This window comes from Jiangella ureilytica, assembly GCF_004348545.1.
GTDB lineage: Bacteria > Actinomycetota > Actinomycetes > Jiangellales > Jiangellaceae > Jiangella > Jiangella ureilytica.
The window spans coordinates 14,103-32,167 of the sequence record NZ_SMKL01000038.1 but is presented as its reverse complement, the minus strand read 5'-3'; the positions used below and the strand labels follow the sequence as shown (position 1 = coordinate 32,167).

Below are 18,065 nucleotides of genomic sequence, written 5' to 3'. Positions count from 1 at the left end.
TGATTCAGGCCACTCGGGCCAGCGCAGCGTCGAGGCGCGCCAGGGTCCGTTCGCGGCCCAGCAGCTCGAGCGACTCGAACAACGGCGGCGACACGCGGCGCCCCGTCACGGCCACCCGGACCGGCCCGAAGGCGTGCTTGGGCTTCAGTCCGAGCTCGTCGATCAGCGCTGCCCGCAGGCCCGCCTCGATGGTCTCCGTCGTCCATTTCTCGTCCTCGGCCAGCCGGGCGCGAGCGGCGACGAGCACGGGCCGCGCGTCCGCCGTCAGCACCTTGGCGACGGCGTCCTCGTCGAACGCGACCGGGCCCGGCGCAAAGAGGAAGCCGAGCATGCCGACCGCTTCGTCGAGCACCGTCATCCGCTCCTGGACGAGCGGCGTCGCCGCGCGCAGCAGGTCGAGCGACTCCGTCGGCACGACGGAGGGCAGTACGCCCGAGGCCTGCAGATACGGGACCATGCGCATGGCGAGGTCGTCCGGCGACAACCGCCGCAGCCACACACCGTTGATGGCCTCGGCCTTCTTGAGGTCGAACCGCGCCGACGCCGAGTTGACCCGCGTGACGTCGAAGGCGGCGGCCATCTCCTGCATGGAGAAGACCTCGCGGTCCTCGCCGATGGACCAGCCGAGCAGCGCCAGGTAGTTGAGCAGGCCCTCGGGCAGGAAGCCGCGGTCGCGGTAGAGCTGCAGCGACGACTGCGGGTCGCGCTTGGACAGCTTGCGGTTGCCCTCGCCGGTGACCAGCGGCAGGTGCCCGAACCGCGGCAGCGGGCCGGACGCGACGCCGATCTCGCGCAGGACCTGGTGCAGCACGAGCTGCCGCGGCGTCGACGACAGCAGGTCCTCGCCGCGCAGCACGTGGGTGATCCCCATGAGGGCGTCGTCGACGGGGTTGACCAGCGGGTAGAGGGGCTGGCCGTTGGCCCGGACGATGACGTAGTCGCCCAGGTTGAACCGGTCGACGGTGATCTCGCCGCGGATGAGGTCGACGAAGGTGATGTCCTGGTCGGGCATCCGCAGCCGCAGCACCGGCTGCCGCCCCTCGTCCTGGTACGCCGCGATCTGCTCGTCCGTCAGCGTCCTGCAGGTGCCGTCGTACCCGCTCGGCCGGCCGGCGGCCCGGGCGGCCTCGCGCCGCTGGTCGAGCTCCTCGGGCGTGCAGTAGCAGTAGTAGGCGTGCCGGGTCTCGAGCAACTGCGCCGCGACGGAGGTGTAGGTGTCGTGCCGCAGCGACTGCCGGTACGGCGCGTACGGGCCGCCGATGTCGGGGCCCTCGTCCCAGGTCAGTCCGAGCCAGCGCAGCGCCTCGAGCATCGCCTCGTAGGACTCCTCGCTGTCGCGGGCGGCGTCGGTGTCCTCGATGCGGAACACGAACGTGCCGCCGAAGTGGCGCGCGAACGCGGAGTTGTAGAGGGCGGTGCGGATCACCCCCACGTGCGGGTTGCCCGTCGGCGACGGGGAGTAGCGCACGCGGACGTCGGTGGGGGCGACGTCACCGAGCACGAGAGCGTCCGACGAGCCGGCGCCGTCAGTCACAGCAGATCACCTTGAGTTCTCGATCACGAACGAGCAGCAGGACGGGATGCACCGCAGGGTACCGTCACTCCGCGGCGACGACCGGGTTCGACAGGACCCCGATCCCCTCGACGGTGACGGTGACGTGGTCGCCCGCCGTCATGGGACCGACGCCCGACGGCGTGCCGGTGAGGATTACGTCGCCGGGCAGCAGCGTGAAGGCCGCGCTCACGTACTCGATCAGCGTCGCCACGTCGAAGACCATCTGCGACGTGCGGCCGTTCTGCCTCTCCTCGCCGCCGACCCGGCAGCGCACCGCCAGGTCGCTCGGGTCGAGGTCGGTCTCGATCCACGGCCCCAGCGGGCAGAACGTGTCGAAGCCCTTGGCCCGGGCCCACTGGTGGTCCTTCTTCTGCAGGTCGCGCGCGGTGACGTCGTTGCCGCACGTGTAGCCGAAGATCACCTCGGACACGCGGTCGCGCGGCACCGACTTCGCGATGCGCCCGATGACGACGGCGAGCTCGGCCTCGTAGTGCACCTCGCTGGTCTGCGGCGGCAGCACGATGGGCTCGTCGGGCCCGATGACCGACGTGTTCGGCTTGAGGAAGAGCAGCGGCTCCTCGGGCAGCGGGTTGTCGAGCTCGGCCGCGTGGTCGGCGTAGTTGCGGCCGACGCCGATGACCTTGCTGCGCGGGATGACGGGCGCCAGCAGCCGCACGTCGGCGAGCGCCAGCTTCTCCCCCGTCAGCTGCGGCGACCGGTAGAGCGGGTCGCCCTCGAGAACCGCGATGACGGTCTCGCCGCTGTCGTCCTGTCCCACCGCGCCGAAGCGCGGGTCGTCCCCCGTCGTGAACCTCGCGATGCGCACGGTGGTGAGCGTATCTCGCCCCGGAACCGGCCGTGTTCCGGCCGCGGACCACCATCCGGGACACTAGCCATGAACCGGGCGTCACACCTAGGGTCATGATGCATGACCGACGCCTCGACGACGCGGCACGCCGGCGGTGAAGCCCCGGTGACGAGGGACGTCGGCGAGCTCATGGCCCGCTACGACGAGGAGTTGCCCGCTCGGCGGCTTTCGGGCCGCGTCGCGCCGGCGGTCGGCGTGTGGTGCTTCGGCGTCGCGCTGTTCGTGCTGCACCAGGCGTTCTGGCCGCTGAGCCAGGGCAACCAGTACTACCTCATGCTGTTCCTGGCGTTCGTGCTGCCACTGATCTTCATCTGCTACCGCCCGGTGACGCGACGGGCGCGGGAGGATCTCGCCACGCCGTTGGAACAGCGGACGGACAACCCGGGCCCGCTCGACTGGGCGCCGGCCGCCGTCGCGCTGGTCGCGTGCCTCTACCCGGTCCTGCCGCTGACGCTCGGAGACTCCGGCGGCGGGTTCGACGCGTTCCTCGACCGGCAGGGGTCGCTGACCGGCCTCGACGTGCTCATGGGCGCGATCGTGCTGGTGCTGGTCATCGAGGCGACCCGGCGGACGACGGGGTGGGTGCTGCCGATCGTCTGCGTGGCGTTCCTGGCGTACGCGTACTACGGCGGCTTCCTGCCCGCCGACCTTCCGGGGAGCCACGCCGGCATCGACTTCGACCAGATCGTCAACGCGCTCTACAACGACCCGAGCGGCTTCTACGGCGTCCCGCTCGACGTCTGCGCGACGTACATCGTGCTGTTCACGATCTACGGCGCCGTCCTGGACCGCACCGGCGCCGGGCAGTTCTTCATCGACCTCAGCTTCGCGGTCTTCCGCCGCTCGCGCACGGCGCCGGGACGGACGGTGGCGCTGTCGGGCTTCCTGCTGGGGACGGTCTCGGGGTCGGGTACGGCGACGGCGGTCGGCCTCGGCGCGGTGACGTGGCCGGTGCTGAAGAAGGCCGGCTACCCGCGCGAGAACGCCGCCGGCATGCTGGCGGCGTCGGGCATCGGCGCGATCCTGTCGCCGCCCACGCTGGGCGCGGCGGCGTTCATCATCGCCGAGTACCTCGGCCGGTCCTACCTCGAGGTGCTGGTCTGGGCGCTGGTGCCGACACTGCTCTACTACCTGGGCATCTTCCTGGCGATCGAGATCGACGCCCGCAAGGCCGGCGTCGAGGCCGTCGACGTCGAGCGGAAGAACCCGTGGCGGCTGCTGGCGCGGTCGGGGTACCACTTCCTGTCGCTGGGCATCATCGTGCTCTTCCTGGCCGTCGGGCTGACGCCGTTCCGTGCCGTCGTCTACGCGACCGCCGTCGCCGTCGGGTTCGGGGTGATCGACGCCGTGGTCCGCCGGCGCGGGAGCGACTGGGGCGGCGTCGCCGTCGACACCGCGCGCGTCGTCTACCTCTCACTGTCCGACGGCATCCGCTCGGTCCTGCCCGTGGCCGCGGTGTGCGCCGCCGCCGGGATCATCGTCTCGACCATCACGAAGACCGGCCTCGGCCAGGTGCTGTCCGACCTGCTCGTCGACGCCGGGTCGGCGCTGACCGACGACCCCACCGTCGTGCTGATCCTCAGCACCGTCCTCGCCGCCGTGGCGATCCTCGTCCTGGGGCTGGCGGTGCCGGTGACCGCGTCGTTCATCATCAGCTGGGTCGTCATCGGCCCGGCGCTGTTCGACCTCGACGTCGCCGCGCCGGCCGTCGCGATGTTCATCTTCTACTTCTCCGTGCTGTCCGAGGTGTCGCCGCCGACGGCGCTCGCCGCGGTCGCGTCGGCGGCCATCACCGGCGGCCGGGTCATCGCGTCGATCTGGCAGGCCTGCAAGTACGCGCTGCCGGCGTTCCTGGTGCCGCTGGCGTTCGTGCTGACGGACAACGGCTCGGCGCTGCTGCTGGAACGCCCGGCCGGCGACGTCGCCTGGACCGTCGCGGTGTCCGCGGTCGCCGTCGCCGCCCTGGCCGCGGCGGCGGGCGGCTGGCTGCTGCGGCCGGCCGGGCCGGTCGAGCGCGCGCTGTGCTTCGTCGCCGCCTGCCTCCTGCTCTACCTGCAGCCGGTGTCGATCGCCGTGGGCACCGCGGTGCTCGCCGCCGCCGTCGTCGTCAACCTGGTCGTCCCCCGCAAGCCGCGGCCGGAACCGTCATCCCCCGATCGAGAGGAAGTCCCGACATGAGAGCTCGCGTCGTCACCCGGCTGGTCGTGGGACTGCTCGCGACCGGCCTGACGGTGTCCGCCTGCGGCGGCCGCCAGACCACCTCACCCAGCGACGACGGCGACGGCGGCGACGCGGCCGCGTGCGAGGCCGGGTCGGGCCGCATGACCATCGCGACCGGCAACTCGACCGGCGTGTACTACGTGCTCGGCGGCGGGCTGGCGCAACTGATCGGCGACGAGACCGACATCACCGCCACGGCCGCCGAGACGGGCGCGTCGGTGCAGAACGTCCAGCAGCTCGTCGCGGGCGACTACGACCTCGCCTTCTCACTGGCCGACACCGCCGCCGACGCGACCGAGGGCACCGGCTCGTTCGACTCGCCGCAGCCGGTGGCGGCGCTGGGACGGATCTACCCCAACTACACCCAGGTCGTCGTCCGCGCCGACGCCGGCATCGCCTCGATCGAGGACATGGCCGGCAAGACGATCTCGACCGGGTCGCCGAACTCCGGCACCGAGGTCATCGCGAACCGCCTGCTCGAGGCCGCCGGCCTGGACCCGGCGAGCGACGTGCGGGCGCAGCGCCTGGACCTCACGAAGACGGTCGACGGCATGAAGGACGGCTCGATCGACGGGCTGGTGTGGTCCGGCGGCCTGCCCACCGCCGCGATGACCGACCTGTTCACGTCGATGGGCGACGACATCGCCTTCGTCGACGTCACGCCGTTGCTGCCGGCGCTGCAGGAGATCAACCCCGTCTACACGGAGGGCGAGATCCCTGCCGATACGTACGGGACGGCTGCGGCGACGCCGACGGTGGTCGTGCCGAACGTCCTGCTCGTCCGCGACGACCTCGACGACGGGACCGCGTGCGCGCTGACCAAGCTGGTCTACGAGAACGTCGAGGCGCTGACGCAGGTGCACCCGGCCGCCGCCGACATCGATCTGGCGGTGGCGACGCAGATCGACCCGATCCCGCTCCACCCCGGCGCCCAACGGGCCCTCGACGAGCTGGGGTGAGTGAGCGCTGTGCTCGCGACGCCGGGGACGGCTCTGTACGGTCGAGGCGGTGAGCCCGCCGTCTGATCCGTCGGCGCGACCGGGGAGCGCTCAGCGCCGGAGCGGCGCGTGGGCGAACCCGGCCATGCCGGCGGCGAAGCCGGTGCGTGCCTCGAAGCCGAGCGCCCCGGCGGCGCGTTCGGGGGAGGCGACGACGTGGCGGACGTCGCCCAGGCGGTACTCGCCGGTCACGACGGGCGACGGCGCGTCCGGGCCGAACGCCGAGCACAGCGCCGTCGCCATCTCGAGGATCGTGTGCGGCTCGCCGCTGGCGACGTTCAGGGCACCGCTCCACCGCGTCGCCAGGGCCAGCACGTTGGCCCTGGCGACGTCGGTGACGTGGACGAAATCGCGGACCTGGCCGCCGTCCTCGAACACCCGTGGCGCGGCGCCGCCGGCCAGGGCGCTGCGGAAGATGCTGGCCACACCGGCGTAGGGGGTGTCGTGCGGCATCCGCGGCCCGTACACGTTGTGGTAGCGCAGCGCGCACACCGGTGCGCCGGTCTCGCGGCCGTACACGAAGGCCAGCTGCTCGGTGTGCAGCTTCGTCGCGGCGTAGACGTTGCGCGGATCCGGCGGGGCGTCCTCGTCCACGCGCCACCACGCCAGCGGTGCACCGCAGGCCGGGCACGGCGGCTCGAACCGTCCGGCGTCGAGATCGGCGGCCGACCGTGGCCCGGGCGCCACCACGCCGTGCGTGGAGCAGCTGTAGCGGCCTTCGCCGTAGACGACCATCGACGACGCGACCACGAGCCGGCCGGTGAAGCGCCGCCGCCAGAGCGCGCGCAGCAGCACGGCGGTGCCGAGGTCGTTGTCGGCGACGTAGTCGGCGACGTCGTCCAGGTCGACGCCGAGGCCGACCCGGGCGGCCTGGTGGCAGACGGCGTCGACGTCGCCGGCGGCGTGGGCGACGGCGTCGGCGTCGCGCAGATCGGCGACTCGCAGGTCCACGCCGTCGGGCAGGTGCGCGGGCGGCTCGGTGTGGGCGATCAGCGAGTCCAGGACGACGACCTCGGCGCCGTCCTCGATCAGCTGGTCGACGACGTGCCCGCCGATGAACCCGGCGCCACCGGTGACGAGGACCCGCATCACATCTCCTTCGATCTCACCACGGGGAGCGCAGTGCGGCCTGCAGGACGACGGCGATGGTGACCTGCAGCGCGAGCCAGCGCCGGGCGTCCTGCGGCGACGACACCAGGGCGGCGCCGGCCAGCAGGACCAGCGGCATGAACGGCTGCCAGATCCGCTCCGTCTCGGCCGACGACAGCCCGGACAGATCCGCGAGCAGCACGACCGCGAGCCCGGAGCCGACGACCTGCCACGCCCGCCGATCCCGCAGACGGGCGAGCCGGGCCAGTCCGGCCGCCGTCGCGGGGCCCACCGCCAGCGCGAACACCGCCAGATTGGCCAGCAGGAAGTACTCGTACGGCCGGACGGCGCCCACGCCGGCGTAGTACTGGACGCGCGTCGCCGCGAGGCCGTCGATCCACCAGAACCCCCAGAGCAGCGGCAGGGCGACGACGACGGCGCCGGCCGCGGCCGCCACCACGAGCGTCGCGGGACGACGCCGCCACAACGCGACGGCCGCGATCGGGACGGCGAGGAGCGCGACGCCGTAGGTGAACAGGAGCGAGAGCCCGAACACGGCGCCACCGCAGGCGGCCAGCGGCCACCGCCGGCGATCGACGCGTCCCGTGGCGAGCACGACCAGGGCGACTCCGGTCAGCGCGATCCCGCCGAACACGACGTCGGCGTTGGTGTGCCAGACGGCCGCCGGCACCAGCACGACGAACGGTGCGGCCCGGCGGGCGAACCGCTCGGACACCACGTCGCGCGCGACCACGAGTGCCGCGACCGCCGCTGCGGCGACGCCGGCCATGGCCAGCGCGGTCTCCCACCCGGGCCCGGACAGTCCCGCACGCGCGGACGCCCACAGCGTCAGCACGAGGCCCGGCGGATGCGCCTGCAGGTGGACGGGGACGGCGTCCTGGTGCTCGACGTAGCTGCGCAGGAACGCCGCCGGCCCGCCGCGATCGTCGACCAGACCGATGTGCCGGCCGTACTCGCGCCCGATGTCGGCGAACCCGCCGGCGCCGTCGACCGCGGCGAGCACGAGGCTCCACCCGATCGCCAGCGCGGCCGTCGCGACGAGCACCCGCCGCCACGGCCACCGCGCGGCGATCGACGGCAGCAGCACCACGGTCGCGGCGCCCACCAGCACCGGCGGCAGCAGTCGCCAGGTAGCGACCGGATCCCAGCGACCGTAGAACGGGATGGCATCCAGGTGCAGGTCCGGCTGGTCCGGCCGGGAGAGCCCCCAGACCCGGGCCACGATGAGGATCAGCGCCCAGGCACCCAGGGCCACGACGACGGCGCGGCGGCCCGTGGCGCGAGTGGTGGCCGGGCGTTCGCGCTCGGCGAGCGACGTCACGCCGGGAGCCGGACGGTGAACCGGCAGCCGTGCTCGTGGTTGGCGACCTCGACGGAGCCGGCGTGCGCCTCGACCAGGCCGCGCGCGATCGCCAGCCCGAGCCCGCCGCCGCCGTCGTCGCGGCCGCGGGCGGCGTCGCCGCGGAAGGCGACGTCGAAGACGCGGTCGAGGTCCGGTTCCGGTATGCCCCCGCACTCGTCGATGATCTGGAGCACGGCGCCGCTCTCGTCGTGACCCGATCGCACCACGACCCGGCCGCCGGCCGGGGTGTGCCGGATCGCGTTGTCGAGCAGGTTGTTCAGCGCGCGGGAGAACTCACGGGCCGACACCTCGGCGATCGGCAGATCGTCGAGCTCCTCGACCAGCCGCACGCCCCTGACCGAGGCGTGCGAAGCGGCGCCCGCCAGCGACTCGGCGACGGCATCGCCGATCGACACCAGCTCCGGTCCCAGCCGCACGGTGCCGCTGTTGATCCGGGACAGCTCGAACAGGTCGTCGACCAGAGCCGTCAGCCGTTCGGCGTCGCCGCGGATCTGCCGGTGGTAGCGCCTGACGGTGGCGGTGTCGTCGGCGACCTCGTCGTCGAGCGCCTCCGCCATCGCCCGGATCGTCGCGAGCGGGCTGCGCAGGTCGTGCGACACCCAGGCGATGAGCTCGCGCCGCGACGCCTCGAGCGCCCGCTCACGCCGTCGCGACTCGTCCAGCCGGGCGGACACGTCGGCGAGCTCGGCGGCCAGGGTGGCCAGCTCACCCGGCCCGGTGACGCGCCCCGGGCCGTCGCCGCCATCGACCATGGTGCGGGCCAGGTGCCCGACCTGCAAGGTCGCGGCGCCGATGTCGTCGCCGAGCTGCAGCGCCGCGCCGACCGCCATGGCCGTCGCCACCGCGACGACGATGAACAGCGCGATGAGGTCGTGAGTGGAGATGAACATCGCCAGCGCCGCGGCGACGACGCCGGCCACCGTCACCAGCAGTGACGAGACCGCGACCACGAGCGCCTGGGCGCGCACCGGCCGGCCGCGGAACCGGCGCAGCACCGTGGCGCCGGCCAGGACCGCCACCCCCGAGGCGAGCGCCGTCACCGCCACCAGGACCACGAGGTCGCGAGCCGGGATGCCGCCCGCGACGGCGATGATCCCGGCCGCGACCAGGCCGGTGGCCAGTACGGAGACGGTGGTGACCTGCCGGGTCATGGCTCGAACCGGTAGCCGACGCCGCGGACGGTGAGCAGGTGCCGCGGCGCGGACGCGTCGTCCTCGATCTTCTCCCGCAGCCGCCGCAGGTGGACGGTGACGGTGGAGGTGTCGCCGAAGCGCCAGCCCCACACCGCCTCGAGCAGTTCCTCGCGCCGGTAGGCCCGGCCCGGATTGGTCATGAAGTGCACGAGCAGATCGAACTCCTTGGTGGTGAGGGCCACGAGCTCGCCGTCGCGGCGCACCTGGTGGGCGACCAGGTCGACCTCGCAGCTCGCGCCGGTCAGCCGCCGCGCCGTTGCCGACGGGGTGACGCCGCCGGTCGCGGCCCGCCGCAGCACGGCCTTGACCCGGGCGGACAGCTCGCGGGGCGAGAACGGCTTGGTCACGTAGTCGTCGGCGCCGATCTCGAGGCCGGCGATGCGGTCGCTCTCCTCGCCGAGCGCGGTCAGCATGACGACGGGGATCGGTGCGACGAGGCGCAGCCGCCGGCACACCTCGAGACCGTCGAGTCCGGGCAGCATGAGGTCGAGCACGATGAGGTCGGGCAGGGTGTCGAGCGCCTTCGCCAGTCCGGCGGTGCCGTCGGAGGCGTAGTCGACCTCGAAGCCGTCGCGGCGCAGGTACCGGCCGACCACCTCCGACAGCGCCGGGTCGTCGTCCACCACCAGCACGCGCTGGCCCGGTCCGGGATCCATGGCTCCACCATGCCACTGCCGGTGACCGCTTCGCCCCAGGTCGCACGGGTACGGTGGCAGAGTTTCGCGCTTTGTAAGAATCATGACCGCCGGTCGTCCCTACGGTCGGAAGCGTGACATCCACCCACGTGCTCGTGGTCGTGAAGGAGCCGGTTCCCGGCCGCGTCAAGACCCGGCTCTGCCCGCCGCTGGACCCCGTCGAGGCCGCGCGGGTCGCCGAGGCGGCCCTCGCCGACACCCTGGACGCCGTCGCCCGCTGTGGTGCCGACCGGCGCGTCGTCGCCCTCGACGGCAAGCCCGGTCCCTGGCTGCCCGCCGGGTTCGAGGTCGTCCCGCAGGTCCGGGGGACGCTCGGCGCCCGGCTCGCGGCGGCCTGGCGGCGGGCCGGCGGGCCCGGCCTGCAGATCGGGATGGACACGCCGCAGGTGACGCCGTCGTTGCTGGACGATGCCCTGGGCCGGCTCGTCGGCGGCGGCCCGCGCACGGCGCTGCTCGGGCCGGCCGAGGACGGCGGCTGGTGGGCGCTCGGCCTGCGCCGGTGGTGGCGCGGCACCTTCGACGGCGTGCCCATGAGCACCGCGCACACCGGGGCGCGGCAGGCCGACCGGCTGCGCTCGCTGGGGCTGGCGGTGACCCTACTGCCCGTCCTGCGCGACATCGACACGGCGGCCGACGCGGTCGCCGTCGCGGCCGCGGCGCCGGACACGCGGACCGCCGCCGTCGTCCGGTCGCTGCTCGCCGGGGCGGCGCTGTGAACCCACCGCGCCCGCTGCGTGCCGTGGCCACGGCACGCGACGAGGCGTTGCGGCGGCCGGCGCACGACGCCCGGACCGCGGCGATCCTGGGCATCGCGCTCGGCGCCTGTTTCCTGGTGTGCTTCCTGACCGGCCTCTACTCGCATCTGCAGCAGCACCCCGTGGGCTGGCTGCCGATCCCGCCGCGGCCCGTGTCGCTGTACCGGGTCACCCAAGGGCTGCACGTCGCGACGGGCTTCGCCACCGTGCCGCTGCTGCTGGCGAAGCTGTGGTCGGTGTATCCGCGGCTGTTCCGCTGGCCGCCGGTGACCGGCGCCGCCCAGGCCGCCGAGCGGCTGATGCTGGTGCCGCTGGTGTGTGGCGCGGTGTTCCTGCTCTTCTCAGGGGTGGCGAACGTGTCGCGCTGGTACCCATGGGACTTCTTCTTCCCGGCCGCCCACTACTGGGTCGCCTGGATCACGATCGGCGCTGTGGTCGCGCACCTCGGCGCGAAGGCGGCAGTGGCCCGGGCGGCACTGCGGCGCGGCGGTGCGGGAGCGCCCGCGGTGGCGGCGGAGCCCGGTGGGCTGGGCCGGCGCGGCTTCCTCGGCGCCGTGGCCGTCGCTGCCGGGGTCGTCACGGTCACCACCGCCGGCCAGACGGTGGCCCCGCTGCGGTCGCTGACGCTGTTCGCGCAGCGCCGTCCGGACATCGGGCCGCAGGGTGTGCCGGTGAACCGCAGCGCCGTGCAGGCCGGCGTCGTCGACGCCGCGGAGGACCCGGGCTTCCGTCTGAGGGTCACCGGCGACGTCGCGCGGCCGGTCGAGCTCACCACGAGCGACCTCGACCGGATGGCCCGTCGCGAGGCCGAGCTGCCGATCGCCTGCGTCGAGGGCTGGAGCGCGTCGGCCCGGTGGCGGGGCGTATCGGTGGCCGGCCTGCTGGCCGCCGCGGGCGTCGACCCGGACGACGGCGTCACCGTTCGGGTGGAGTCGTTGCAGGCCAGGGGGCGCTACCGGACGTCGGAGCTGAACCACCTGCAGGTCCGCGACCCCGACACCCTGCTGGCCGTCGCCCTGAACGGCGAGCGGCTCGACCTCGACCACGGCTACCCGTGCCGGCTCATCGGGCCGAACCGGGCCGGCGTGCTGCAGACGAAGTGGGTGCACGAGCTGGTGGTGAGTCGCGCATGACGCAGCGGTCGCCGTCGGGGCCGTTCTTCTGGACCTGCCTGGTGGCCGGGGCGGGCATCGTCGGCTACGGCCTCGCCGGGGCCTGGGTGGACCGTGCCGACACCCGGCCGGCCGACCTCGCCGTCTGGCTGGCCGGGTCCGGCATCGTGCACGACGCGCTGCTGGCGCCGGCCGTCGTGGCCGTCGCGCTGGCGACCCGGTGGCTGCCGGACGTCGCGCGGCTGCCGGTGCGGCTCGGGCTCGCCCTGAGCGCGCTGCTGACGCTGCTGTTCTGGCCGGTCGTGCGTGGCTGGGGCCGGTCGCCGTCGGTGCCGAGCGCGCTGCCGCTGGACTACGGCCGCAACCTGCTGCTGGTGCTGGCCGGGGTCTGGCTGGCCGTCGGCGTGGTCGTCGTGGTGCGGGCGAGGAGAGCGCGATGACGGTGTTGATGCGCGGCCGCGACGGGTCGGCGCAGCCGCTCGCCGTCGCCGACTGGACCGCTCCGGCCACCGCGGCCGAGCGGACGCTGCTGGCATCGCTGCGCGGGCCGGTCCTCGACCTGGGCTGCGGTCCGGGCCGGCTCGTCGTCGCGCTGGCCGAGCTCGGCGTGCCCGCCCTCGGCGTCGACGCGTCGGTGCACGCCGTCGACCAGGCGCAGGCCCGCGGCGCCACGGCGCTACGACGATCGGTCTTCGACGCCCTGCCGGCCGAGGGGCGTTGGCAGAGCGTCCTGCTGCTCGACGGCAACGTCGGCATCGGCGGTGCACCGGCGCAGCTGCTGCGCCGGGTCGCCCGGCTGCTGGCCGGAGACGGGAGCGCCGTGGTCGAGGTCGCGCCGCCCGGCTCCGTCACCCGGTGCGGCGAGGCCCGGCTGGAACGTGGCGACGAGATCAGCGGCTGGTTCCCGTGGGCGTGGGTGTCGGCCGACGACCTGGTCCGCATCGCCGCCGCGGCCGGACTGCGGCTGGCGGGCTGGCACGTGGCGGCCGGGCGCTGGTTCGCCCGGCTGGGCCGGGTGGTGGCGTGATCGACGTCGTGCTCCCGGTGCTGGACGAGGCCGCCGCCATCCCGTGGGTGCTGGGCCGGATGCCCGCCGGCTATCGCCCGGTGGTCGTCGACAACGGATCCGCCGACGGATCCGCCGACGTGGCGGCCGGACTCGGGGCGGTCGTCGTCACCGAGCCCAGGCGCGGGTTCGGTGCCGCCTGCTTCGCCGGCCTGACGGCCGCGACGTCGGAGGTCGTGTGCTTCATGGACTGCGACGCCTCGCTCGACCCGCGGGACCTGCCGCTCGTGTCGGGTCCGATCGTCGCGGACGAGGCCGACCTGGTGCTCGGCGCCCGGCGCGGGCGGTCCATGGCGCCGCATGCTCGGCTGGCCAACCGCTACCTGGCCCGCCGGGTGGCCGCGTACACCGGCGCCCGCGTCACCGACATCGGGCCCATGCGGGCGGCCCGGCGCGACGCGCTGCTCGCCCTGGGCCTGGTGGACCGCCGGTCGGGCTGGCCGCTGGAGATGGTGCTGCGCGCCGGACGGGCCCGCTGGCGCATCGCCGAGCGGCCGGTTCCGTACCGTCCGCGCACCGGGAAGAGCAAGGTCACCGGCACGGTCGGCGGGACGGCGCGGGCGGTACTGGACATGCAGCGACGGCTCACCGAGACTCGTCGCCTGATCCGAGGGGAACAGCAATGACACCAGACGTCGGGATCTTCGGCGGCTCCGGCCTCTACACGCTCCTGGACGATGCCGAAACGGTGCAGGTCGACACCGCGTGGGGGCCGCCGTCCGCGCCGGTCACCGTCGCCGTCGTCGATGGCGTCGGCGTCGCGTTCCTGCCCCGGCACGGCCCGCACCACGAGCTGCCGCCGCACCGGGTGAACTACCGCGCCAACGTCGACGCGATGCGCCGGCTCGGGGTGCACACCCTGGTGGCGCCGTTCGCGGCCGGGTCCCTGCGTCCGGAGATCCGCCCCGGTGAGGTGGTCGTCGTCGATCAGCTCGTCGATCGGACCTGGGGCCGGGCCGACACCTTCCACGACAGCTTCGCCGATGGCCCGCAGCACATCTCGCTCGCCGACCCGTACGCGCCGCGGGTGCGACGCGCGCTGCTCGACGCCGCCCGGTCCACCGGTGTGACGGCGCACGACGGCGGCACCGTCGTGGTGATCAACGGGCCGCGCTTCTCGACCCGCGCCGAGTCGGCGTGGCACCGTCAGGCCGGCTGGCACGTCGTCAACATGACCCAGTACCCCGAGGCCGCGCTCGCCCGCGAGGCCGGACTCGACTTCGGTGGCATCGCCCTCGTCACCGACTACGACACCGGCCTCGACGGCGACCCCGACGTGGCGCCGGTCGGCCAGGAGGAGGTCCTCGAGGTGTTCCGCTCCCACGTGGACCGCATGCGCGCCCTGCTGTTCGCCGCCGTCGCCGGCCTGGCGGTGCGCTGATGGGCGCCCGCGCCGGCCTGCTCGCCGTCGTCGTCCTGCTGACCGGGTGCGGTGCGGCGGAGACGGACGAGCCGGAGGCGGCGCCGTCGCCGTCCTCGGCGGCGCCGTCGTCGCCCTCGGCGCCGCCGTCGATGCCTTCGGCGCCACCCTCGATGCCTGCGGAGCCACCGTCGCCGACGGCGTCGCCGACACCGACGCACACCGCGACGGTCGTCGTGCCTGAGGAGCTGGACTTCACCGCTCCCACCGTCGACGGCGGCACGTTCGAGGGTGCGAGCCTGGCCGGGCGGCCCGCCGTGCTCTGGTTCTGGGCGCCGTGGTGCCCGGTGTGCCGGCGCGAGGCGCCGCTCATCGCCGACCTCGCGACGCAGCACGAGGGCGACGTCGTCTTCGTCGGCGTGGCCGGGCTGTCCGGCGACCTGAACGCCATGGAGGACTTCGTCGCCGACACCGGTGTCGGCGGCATCGCGCACATCGACGACCGCGACGGCGACGTCTACAGCAGGTTCGGGGTCACCCAGCAGTACGACCTCGGACTCGTGTCGGCCGACGGGTCGGTCGAGGTGCTCCGCGGGCCGCTCGAGGCCAGCGAGATCGAGGCCGCGGTCGAGCGGCTCGTGAACACCGGACCATGAGCGGCGTGCCGATCGAGTTCGCCCTGCTGCTCGGGTCGGTGGCAGCGTTGAACCCGTGTGGGTTCGCCCTGCTGCCCACCTACCTCACCCTGCTCGTTGCCGACCGCGGGCTGCCGGGCACGTCCGCGGCGGTGCGGCGGGCCGCTCTGACGACCGCCGCGATGACGGCCGGCTTCGTCGCCGTCTTCGGGGCGTTCGGGCTGGTCGTGGTTCCGACGGCCGTGTCGGTCGAGCGGTTCCTGCCGTGGGTCACCGTCGTGATCGGCGTCGCGCTGGTGGCCCTCGGCGGGCGGCTGGTCGCCGGCCGGGAGTTGGTGCTCCGGACGCCACGGCTGCGTGGTGCGGCGCCCTCGTCGTCGGTGTGGTCGATGGCCGGCTACGGTGTCGCGTACGCCGTCGCCAGCCTGTCGTGCACCGTCGCACCGTTCCTGGCGCTGGCCACCTCGACCTTCGCGTCGTCGGGAGTGGTGGGCGGGCTGGTCGCGTTCGTCGCGTACGGCGTCGGCATGGGCCTCGTCGTCGGGATCCTGGCCACCGCTGTCGCGCTGGGCGGCGACGCGATCGTGCGGCGGGCGCGCCGGCTGCTGCCGTACGTCTCGCGGGCGAGTGGTGTGCTGCTGATCCTCGCCGGAGGCTACGTCGCCTACTACGGCGTGTACGAGCTGCGCGTGTACGCCGGCGGCGATCCCGAGGACCCGGTCATCGATGCGGCGCTCACGATCCAGGGCCAGGTCAGCGGTTTCGTCGCGGACCTCGGGCCGCGGTGGCTCGCCGTCATCGGTCTCGTCGCCGTCGTCGTCGTACTGGCAGCCGCTTCGGCGGGTCGGCTGACCCATGCGGCTCGTCGGAGCCGGCGACGGAGTGGACCCGGAGGATCCGGCCGTTGACCACGCCGGCCTTCGACCCGCACGCCGCGCCGCGTCGGAGGCGGAGCTTACGCTGGAGCGCGTGATCCTGGCGGAGGACGAGTGGCCGGCGCGGCAGTCGGCGCACCACGAGCGCGTCGACGCGCTGGTGGGCGACCACTTGGAGCGGCGCCGGGCCGGCCGGGCGCACCCCGTTCACGACTTCCTCTTCACCTACTACAGCTTCAAGCCGTCCCAGCTGCGGCGTTGGCATCCGGGCCTGGGCGTCGTGCTGGCCGGCTCGCCGCCGCACGCTGGGTGGGCCGGGTACGTCACGGAGGCCGGCGGCGTCACCGTCGGCCCCGCCGTGGTGCAGAAGCGGGCCGCCACCGTCTCGTGGGTGCGGGGGCTGCTGGCCGCGACGGCGTCGCGCCCGGCCCACACGGGCTGCTTCGGGCTGCACGAGTGGGCGATGGTCTACCGGACGACGCCCGGCGACGTCCGGCACGAGGCGTACCCGCTGCGGCTCGGCCATTCCGGAACCGATGCCGTGGTCGAGGCGCACCAGATCAGGTGCTCGCACTTCGACGCGTTCCGCTTCTTCACCGCCGCCGCGCGGCCGCGGAACGTGCTGGCGCCGACGCGCGAGCTGCAGCCCGTGCTCGAGCAGCCCGGGTGCCTGCATGCCGGGATGGACCTCTACAAGTGGGCCTACAAGCTGACGCCCCTGGTGCCGTCGGAGCTGGTGGTCGACGCGTTCGAACTGGCGGCGGAGATCCGCGAGCTCGACATGCGGGCCTCTCCGTACGACCTGGCCGATCTCGGGTTCGAGCCGGTGCGCATCGAGACCACGGAAGGCAAGCGCGAGTACGTGGAACGGCAGCGCGCCTTCGCCGGCCGCGGCGCCGTCATCCGCGAGCGGCTGCTCGCCGAGTGCGAACGGCTCGCTCACGCGGCCGTCCCCTAGGGTGTGTCTCCCAAGTCCATGGCCTACTGCGCGACGCCCAGGCGGCGCCTCGCTGCGTTCTCGTCGGTCGTCATAGAACCCCGCTATGACTCCCTCCTCGGCCTTGCGAGGCATCCGCCTGGACGCCGCTCGCTACGGCCGAGACTTGGGAGACACACCCTAGACCGCGAGCCGTCCGGGGTCGCCCGCGCCGCGTACACCTCAGGACGCGCGATGCGATCACGGGACGCGGGCGAGCCACTCCTGTGTGCCGAACTTCGACTCGACCAGGTCGGCGGCCAGCCGCAGCGTCTTGTCGTCCAGCGCGTCGTCGGTCAACCCGTAGCGCGAGCGGAACGTCGACACCATGCGGTCGATGACGTCGGCACGCGCCAGACCGGTCTGCGACCGCAGCGGATCGACCCGCTTGTTGGCGCTCTTCGTGCCCTTGCCGGACAGCTTCTCGCGGCCGATGCGCAGCACTTCCAGCATCTTCGACGCGTCGATGTCGTACGCCATGGTCACGTGGTGCAGCACGACGCCGCCGGCCAGCCGCTTCTGCGCCGCGCCCGCGATCTTGCCGGCCGGCGAGGTGATGTCGTTGATCGGCTGGTAGGTCGCCTCGATGCCGAGGTCGCGCAGCGCCGCGACCACCCACTCGTCGAGGAAGGCGTAGGAGTCGACGAACGACAGGCCGGAGACCAGCGATTCCGGCACATACAGCGAGTAGGTGATGGTGTTGCCGGGCTCGACGAACATCGCGCCGCCACCGGAGATCCGCCGCACCACGCTCACCGAGTGCCGCGCGGCCCCGTCCAGGTCGACCTCGTTGCGCAGCGACTGGAAGCTGCCGATGATCACCGCGTTCGACGCCCACTCCCAGACGCGCAGGGTCGGCGGCCGCTCCCCCGCGCCCACCTGCTCGGCCAGCACCTGGTCCAGCGCCATCTGCAGCGCCGGCTCCTGCGGCCCCTCGTGCAGGAAGTGCCAGTCGTGGTCGGTCCAGGAGGTCGCGCCGGCCAGCGCCCGGCGAACGGCCACGGCCACCGCCTCGGCGGAGAACCCGAGCATGACGACGCCGTCGCCGAGCGCGGCCGTCACCCGCGCGGCCAGCACCGCCGCCGGCGAGTCGGCCGCGAGACCCGTCAGCGCCGCGTCGATGCGCTCCAGCGCGTGGTCGGGCTCGAGGAAGAAGTCGCCGCTGATGCGGACGTGCCGCAGCACGCCGTCGGCCACCTCGAGGTCGGCCACCACCAGCTTGCCGCCCGGGACCTTGAACTCACCATGCATGCTCGATCCAACCTCCCGGTGAACGGCGGTGTT

Annotated in this window: 18 protein-coding genes; 11 read left to right on the top strand and 7 right to left on the bottom strand. The window is 73.7% G+C overall.

The window, feature by feature from the left end; all coding sequences use genetic code 11:
* Positions 1-4 precede the first annotated feature (4 nt).
* Both gltX and E1212_RS17280 read right to left on the bottom strand, forming a co-directional pair.
* Entirely contained in the window at positions 5-1,534 is a 1,530-nt protein-coding gene (gene gltX, locus E1212_RS17285) for a glutamate--tRNA ligase (RefSeq protein WP_238992385.1), read from the bottom strand.
* A 64-nt stretch (positions 1,535-1,598) separates the two neighbouring features.
* Positions 1,599-2,381 carry a fumarylacetoacetate hydrolase family protein gene (locus E1212_RS17280; RefSeq protein WP_131984651.1) on the bottom strand — a complete coding sequence of 261 codons (783 nt, stop codon included), beginning with the start codon at positions 2,379-2,381 and terminating at the stop codon, positions 1,599-1,601.
* Positions 2,382-2,483: 102 nt separating this feature from the next.
* Here E1212_RS17280 and E1212_RS17275 point away from each other — a divergent pair, with 102 nt between their 5' ends.
* Both E1212_RS17275 and E1212_RS17270 read left to right on the top strand, forming a co-directional pair.
* A complete protein-coding gene (locus tag E1212_RS17275) occupies positions 2,484-4,601 on the top strand; it encodes a TRAP transporter permease (protein WP_131984649.1) in 2,118 nt (705 codons plus the stop codon).
* Complete coding sequence (locus E1212_RS17270; RefSeq protein ID WP_131984647.1) at positions 4,598-5,602, top strand: TAXI family TRAP transporter solute-binding subunit; 1,005 nt, start codon at positions 4,598-4,600, stop codon at positions 5,600-5,602. Before E1212_RS17275 ends, E1212_RS17270 begins: the two co-directional genes overlap by 4 nt.
* 90 nt (positions 5,603-5,692) lie before the next feature.
* On the opposite strand, the gene E1212_RS17265 is transcribed toward E1212_RS17270, so the two are convergent.
* From E1212_RS17265 to E1212_RS17250, 4 genes are read right to left on the bottom strand one after another with little or no spacing between them, the layout of a single operon-like run.
* Positions 5,693-6,730, bottom strand: coding sequence for an NAD-dependent epimerase/dehydratase family protein (locus E1212_RS17265; RefSeq protein WP_131984645.1), 1,038 nt, complete (start codon positions 6,728-6,730; stop codon positions 5,693-5,695).
* Positions 6,731-6,746: 16 nt separating this feature from the next.
* Positions 6,747-8,072 (bottom strand): hypothetical protein, encoded by a 1,326-nt coding sequence (locus E1212_RS17260; protein WP_131984643.1) that lies wholly within the window; start codon positions 8,070-8,072, stop codon positions 6,747-6,749.
* Entirely contained in the window at positions 8,069-9,265 is a 1,197-nt protein-coding gene (locus E1212_RS17255) for a sensor histidine kinase (RefSeq protein WP_131984641.1), read from the bottom strand. The genes E1212_RS17260 and E1212_RS17255 overlap by 4 nt, the downstream gene beginning before the upstream one ends.
* Positions 9,262-9,963 carry a response regulator transcription factor gene (locus tag E1212_RS17250; protein ID WP_131984639.1) on the bottom strand — a complete coding sequence of 234 codons (702 nt, stop codon included), beginning with the start codon at positions 9,961-9,963 and terminating at the stop codon, positions 9,262-9,264. The genes E1212_RS17255 and E1212_RS17250 overlap by 4 nt, the downstream gene beginning before the upstream one ends.
* Before the next feature lie 113 nt (positions 9,964-10,076).
* Between E1212_RS17250 and E1212_RS17245 the strand changes: the two genes are divergently transcribed.
* From E1212_RS17245 to E1212_RS17205, 9 genes are all read left to right on the top strand, one after another.
* A complete protein-coding gene (locus tag E1212_RS17245; RefSeq protein WP_131984637.1) occupies positions 10,077-10,718 on the top strand; it encodes a TIGR04282 family arsenosugar biosynthesis glycosyltransferase in 642 nt (213 codons plus the stop codon).
* Between the two features lie 23 nt (positions 10,719-10,741).
* The gene (locus E1212_RS17240; RefSeq protein ID WP_203416945.1) at positions 10,742-11,890 is read left to right on the top strand and encodes a molybdopterin-dependent oxidoreductase; all 1,149 of its coding nucleotides are present in this window, start codon (positions 10,742-10,744) and stop codon (positions 11,888-11,890) included.
* A complete protein-coding gene (locus E1212_RS17235; RefSeq protein WP_131984635.1) occupies positions 11,887-12,309 on the top strand; it encodes a hypothetical protein in 423 nt (140 codons plus the stop codon). Before E1212_RS17240 ends, E1212_RS17235 begins: the two co-directional genes overlap by 4 nt.
* Entirely contained in the window at positions 12,306-12,896 is a 591-nt protein-coding gene (locus E1212_RS17230; protein WP_131984633.1) for a methyltransferase domain-containing protein, read from the top strand. Before E1212_RS17235 ends, E1212_RS17230 begins: the two co-directional genes overlap by 4 nt.
* Positions 12,896-13,561 (top strand): glycosyltransferase family 2 protein, encoded by a 666-nt coding sequence (locus E1212_RS17225; protein ID WP_420814390.1) that lies wholly within the window; start codon positions 12,896-12,898, stop codon positions 13,559-13,561. Before E1212_RS17230 ends, E1212_RS17225 begins: the two co-directional genes overlap by 1 nt.
* Positions 13,558-14,316 carry an S-methyl-5'-thioadenosine phosphorylase gene (locus E1212_RS17220; RefSeq protein WP_131984631.1) on the top strand — a complete coding sequence of 253 codons (759 nt, stop codon included), beginning with the start codon at positions 13,558-13,560 and terminating at the stop codon, positions 14,314-14,316. Before E1212_RS17225 ends, E1212_RS17220 begins: the two co-directional genes overlap by 4 nt.
* Entirely contained in the window at positions 14,316-14,951 is a 636-nt protein-coding gene (locus tag E1212_RS17215; protein WP_131984629.1) for a redoxin domain-containing protein, read from the top strand. The genes E1212_RS17220 and E1212_RS17215 overlap by 1 nt, the downstream gene beginning before the upstream one ends.
* Positions 14,948-15,838 (top strand): cytochrome c biogenesis CcdA family protein, encoded by an 891-nt coding sequence (locus E1212_RS17210; protein ID WP_131984627.1) that lies wholly within the window; start codon positions 14,948-14,950, stop codon positions 15,836-15,838. Before E1212_RS17215 ends, E1212_RS17210 begins: the two co-directional genes overlap by 4 nt.
* A 61-nt stretch (positions 15,839-15,899) precedes the next feature.
* Positions 15,900-16,763 carry a 3-methyladenine DNA glycosylase gene (locus tag E1212_RS17205; protein WP_131984625.1) on the top strand — a complete coding sequence of 288 codons (864 nt, stop codon included), beginning with the start codon at positions 15,900-15,902 and terminating at the stop codon, positions 16,761-16,763.
* A gap of 219 nt (positions 16,764-16,982) precedes the next feature.
* Here E1212_RS17205 and E1212_RS17200 read toward each other — a convergent pair whose 3' ends face one another.
* Complete coding sequence (locus E1212_RS17200) at positions 16,983-18,032, bottom strand: lipoate-protein ligase LplAB (RefSeq protein WP_131984623.1); 1,050 nt, start codon at positions 18,030-18,032, stop codon at positions 16,983-16,985.
* Between the last annotated feature and the right edge of the window lie 33 nt (positions 18,033-18,065).

Bases quoted from the DNA above. Each gene is read 5' to 3' on its own strand.
- E1212_RS17210 (WP_131984627.1), top strand. From the start codon at position 14,948: ATGAGCGGCGTGCCGATCGAGTTCGCCCTGCTGCTCGGGTCGGTGGCA.
- E1212_RS17220 (WP_131984631.1), top strand. From the start codon at position 13,558: ATGACACCAGACGTCGGGATCTTCGGCGGCTCCGGCCTCTACACGCTC.
- E1212_RS17270 (WP_131984647.1), top strand. From the start codon at position 4,598: ATGAGAGCTCGCGTCGTCACCCGGCTGGTCGTGGGACTGCTCGCGACC.
- E1212_RS17250 (WP_131984639.1), bottom strand. From the start codon at position 9,963: ATGGATCCCGGACCGGGCCAGCGCGTGCTGGTGGTGGACGACGACCCG.
- E1212_RS17275 (WP_131984649.1), top strand. From the start codon at position 2,484: ATGACCGACGCCTCGACGACGCGGCACGCCGGCGGTGAAGCCCCGGTG.
- E1212_RS17235 (WP_131984635.1), top strand. From the start codon at position 11,887: ATGACGCAGCGGTCGCCGTCGGGGCCGTTCTTCTGGACCTGCCTGGTG.
- E1212_RS17230 (WP_131984633.1), top strand. From the start codon at position 12,306: ATGACGGTGTTGATGCGCGGCCGCGACGGGTCGGCGCAGCCGCTCGCC.
- E1212_RS17265 (WP_131984645.1), bottom strand. From the start codon at position 6,730: ATGCGGGTCCTCGTCACCGGTGGCGCCGGGTTCATCGGCGGGCACGTC.
- E1212_RS17215 (WP_131984629.1), top strand. From the start codon at position 14,316: ATGGGCGCCCGCGCCGGCCTGCTCGCCGTCGTCGTCCTGCTGACCGGG.
- E1212_RS17255 (WP_131984641.1), bottom strand. From the start codon at position 9,265: ATGACCCGGCAGGTCACCACCGTCTCCGTACTGGCCACCGGCCTGGTC.
- E1212_RS17200 (WP_131984623.1), bottom strand. From the start codon at position 18,032: ATGCATGGTGAGTTCAAGGTCCCGGGCGGCAAGCTGGTGGTGGCCGAC.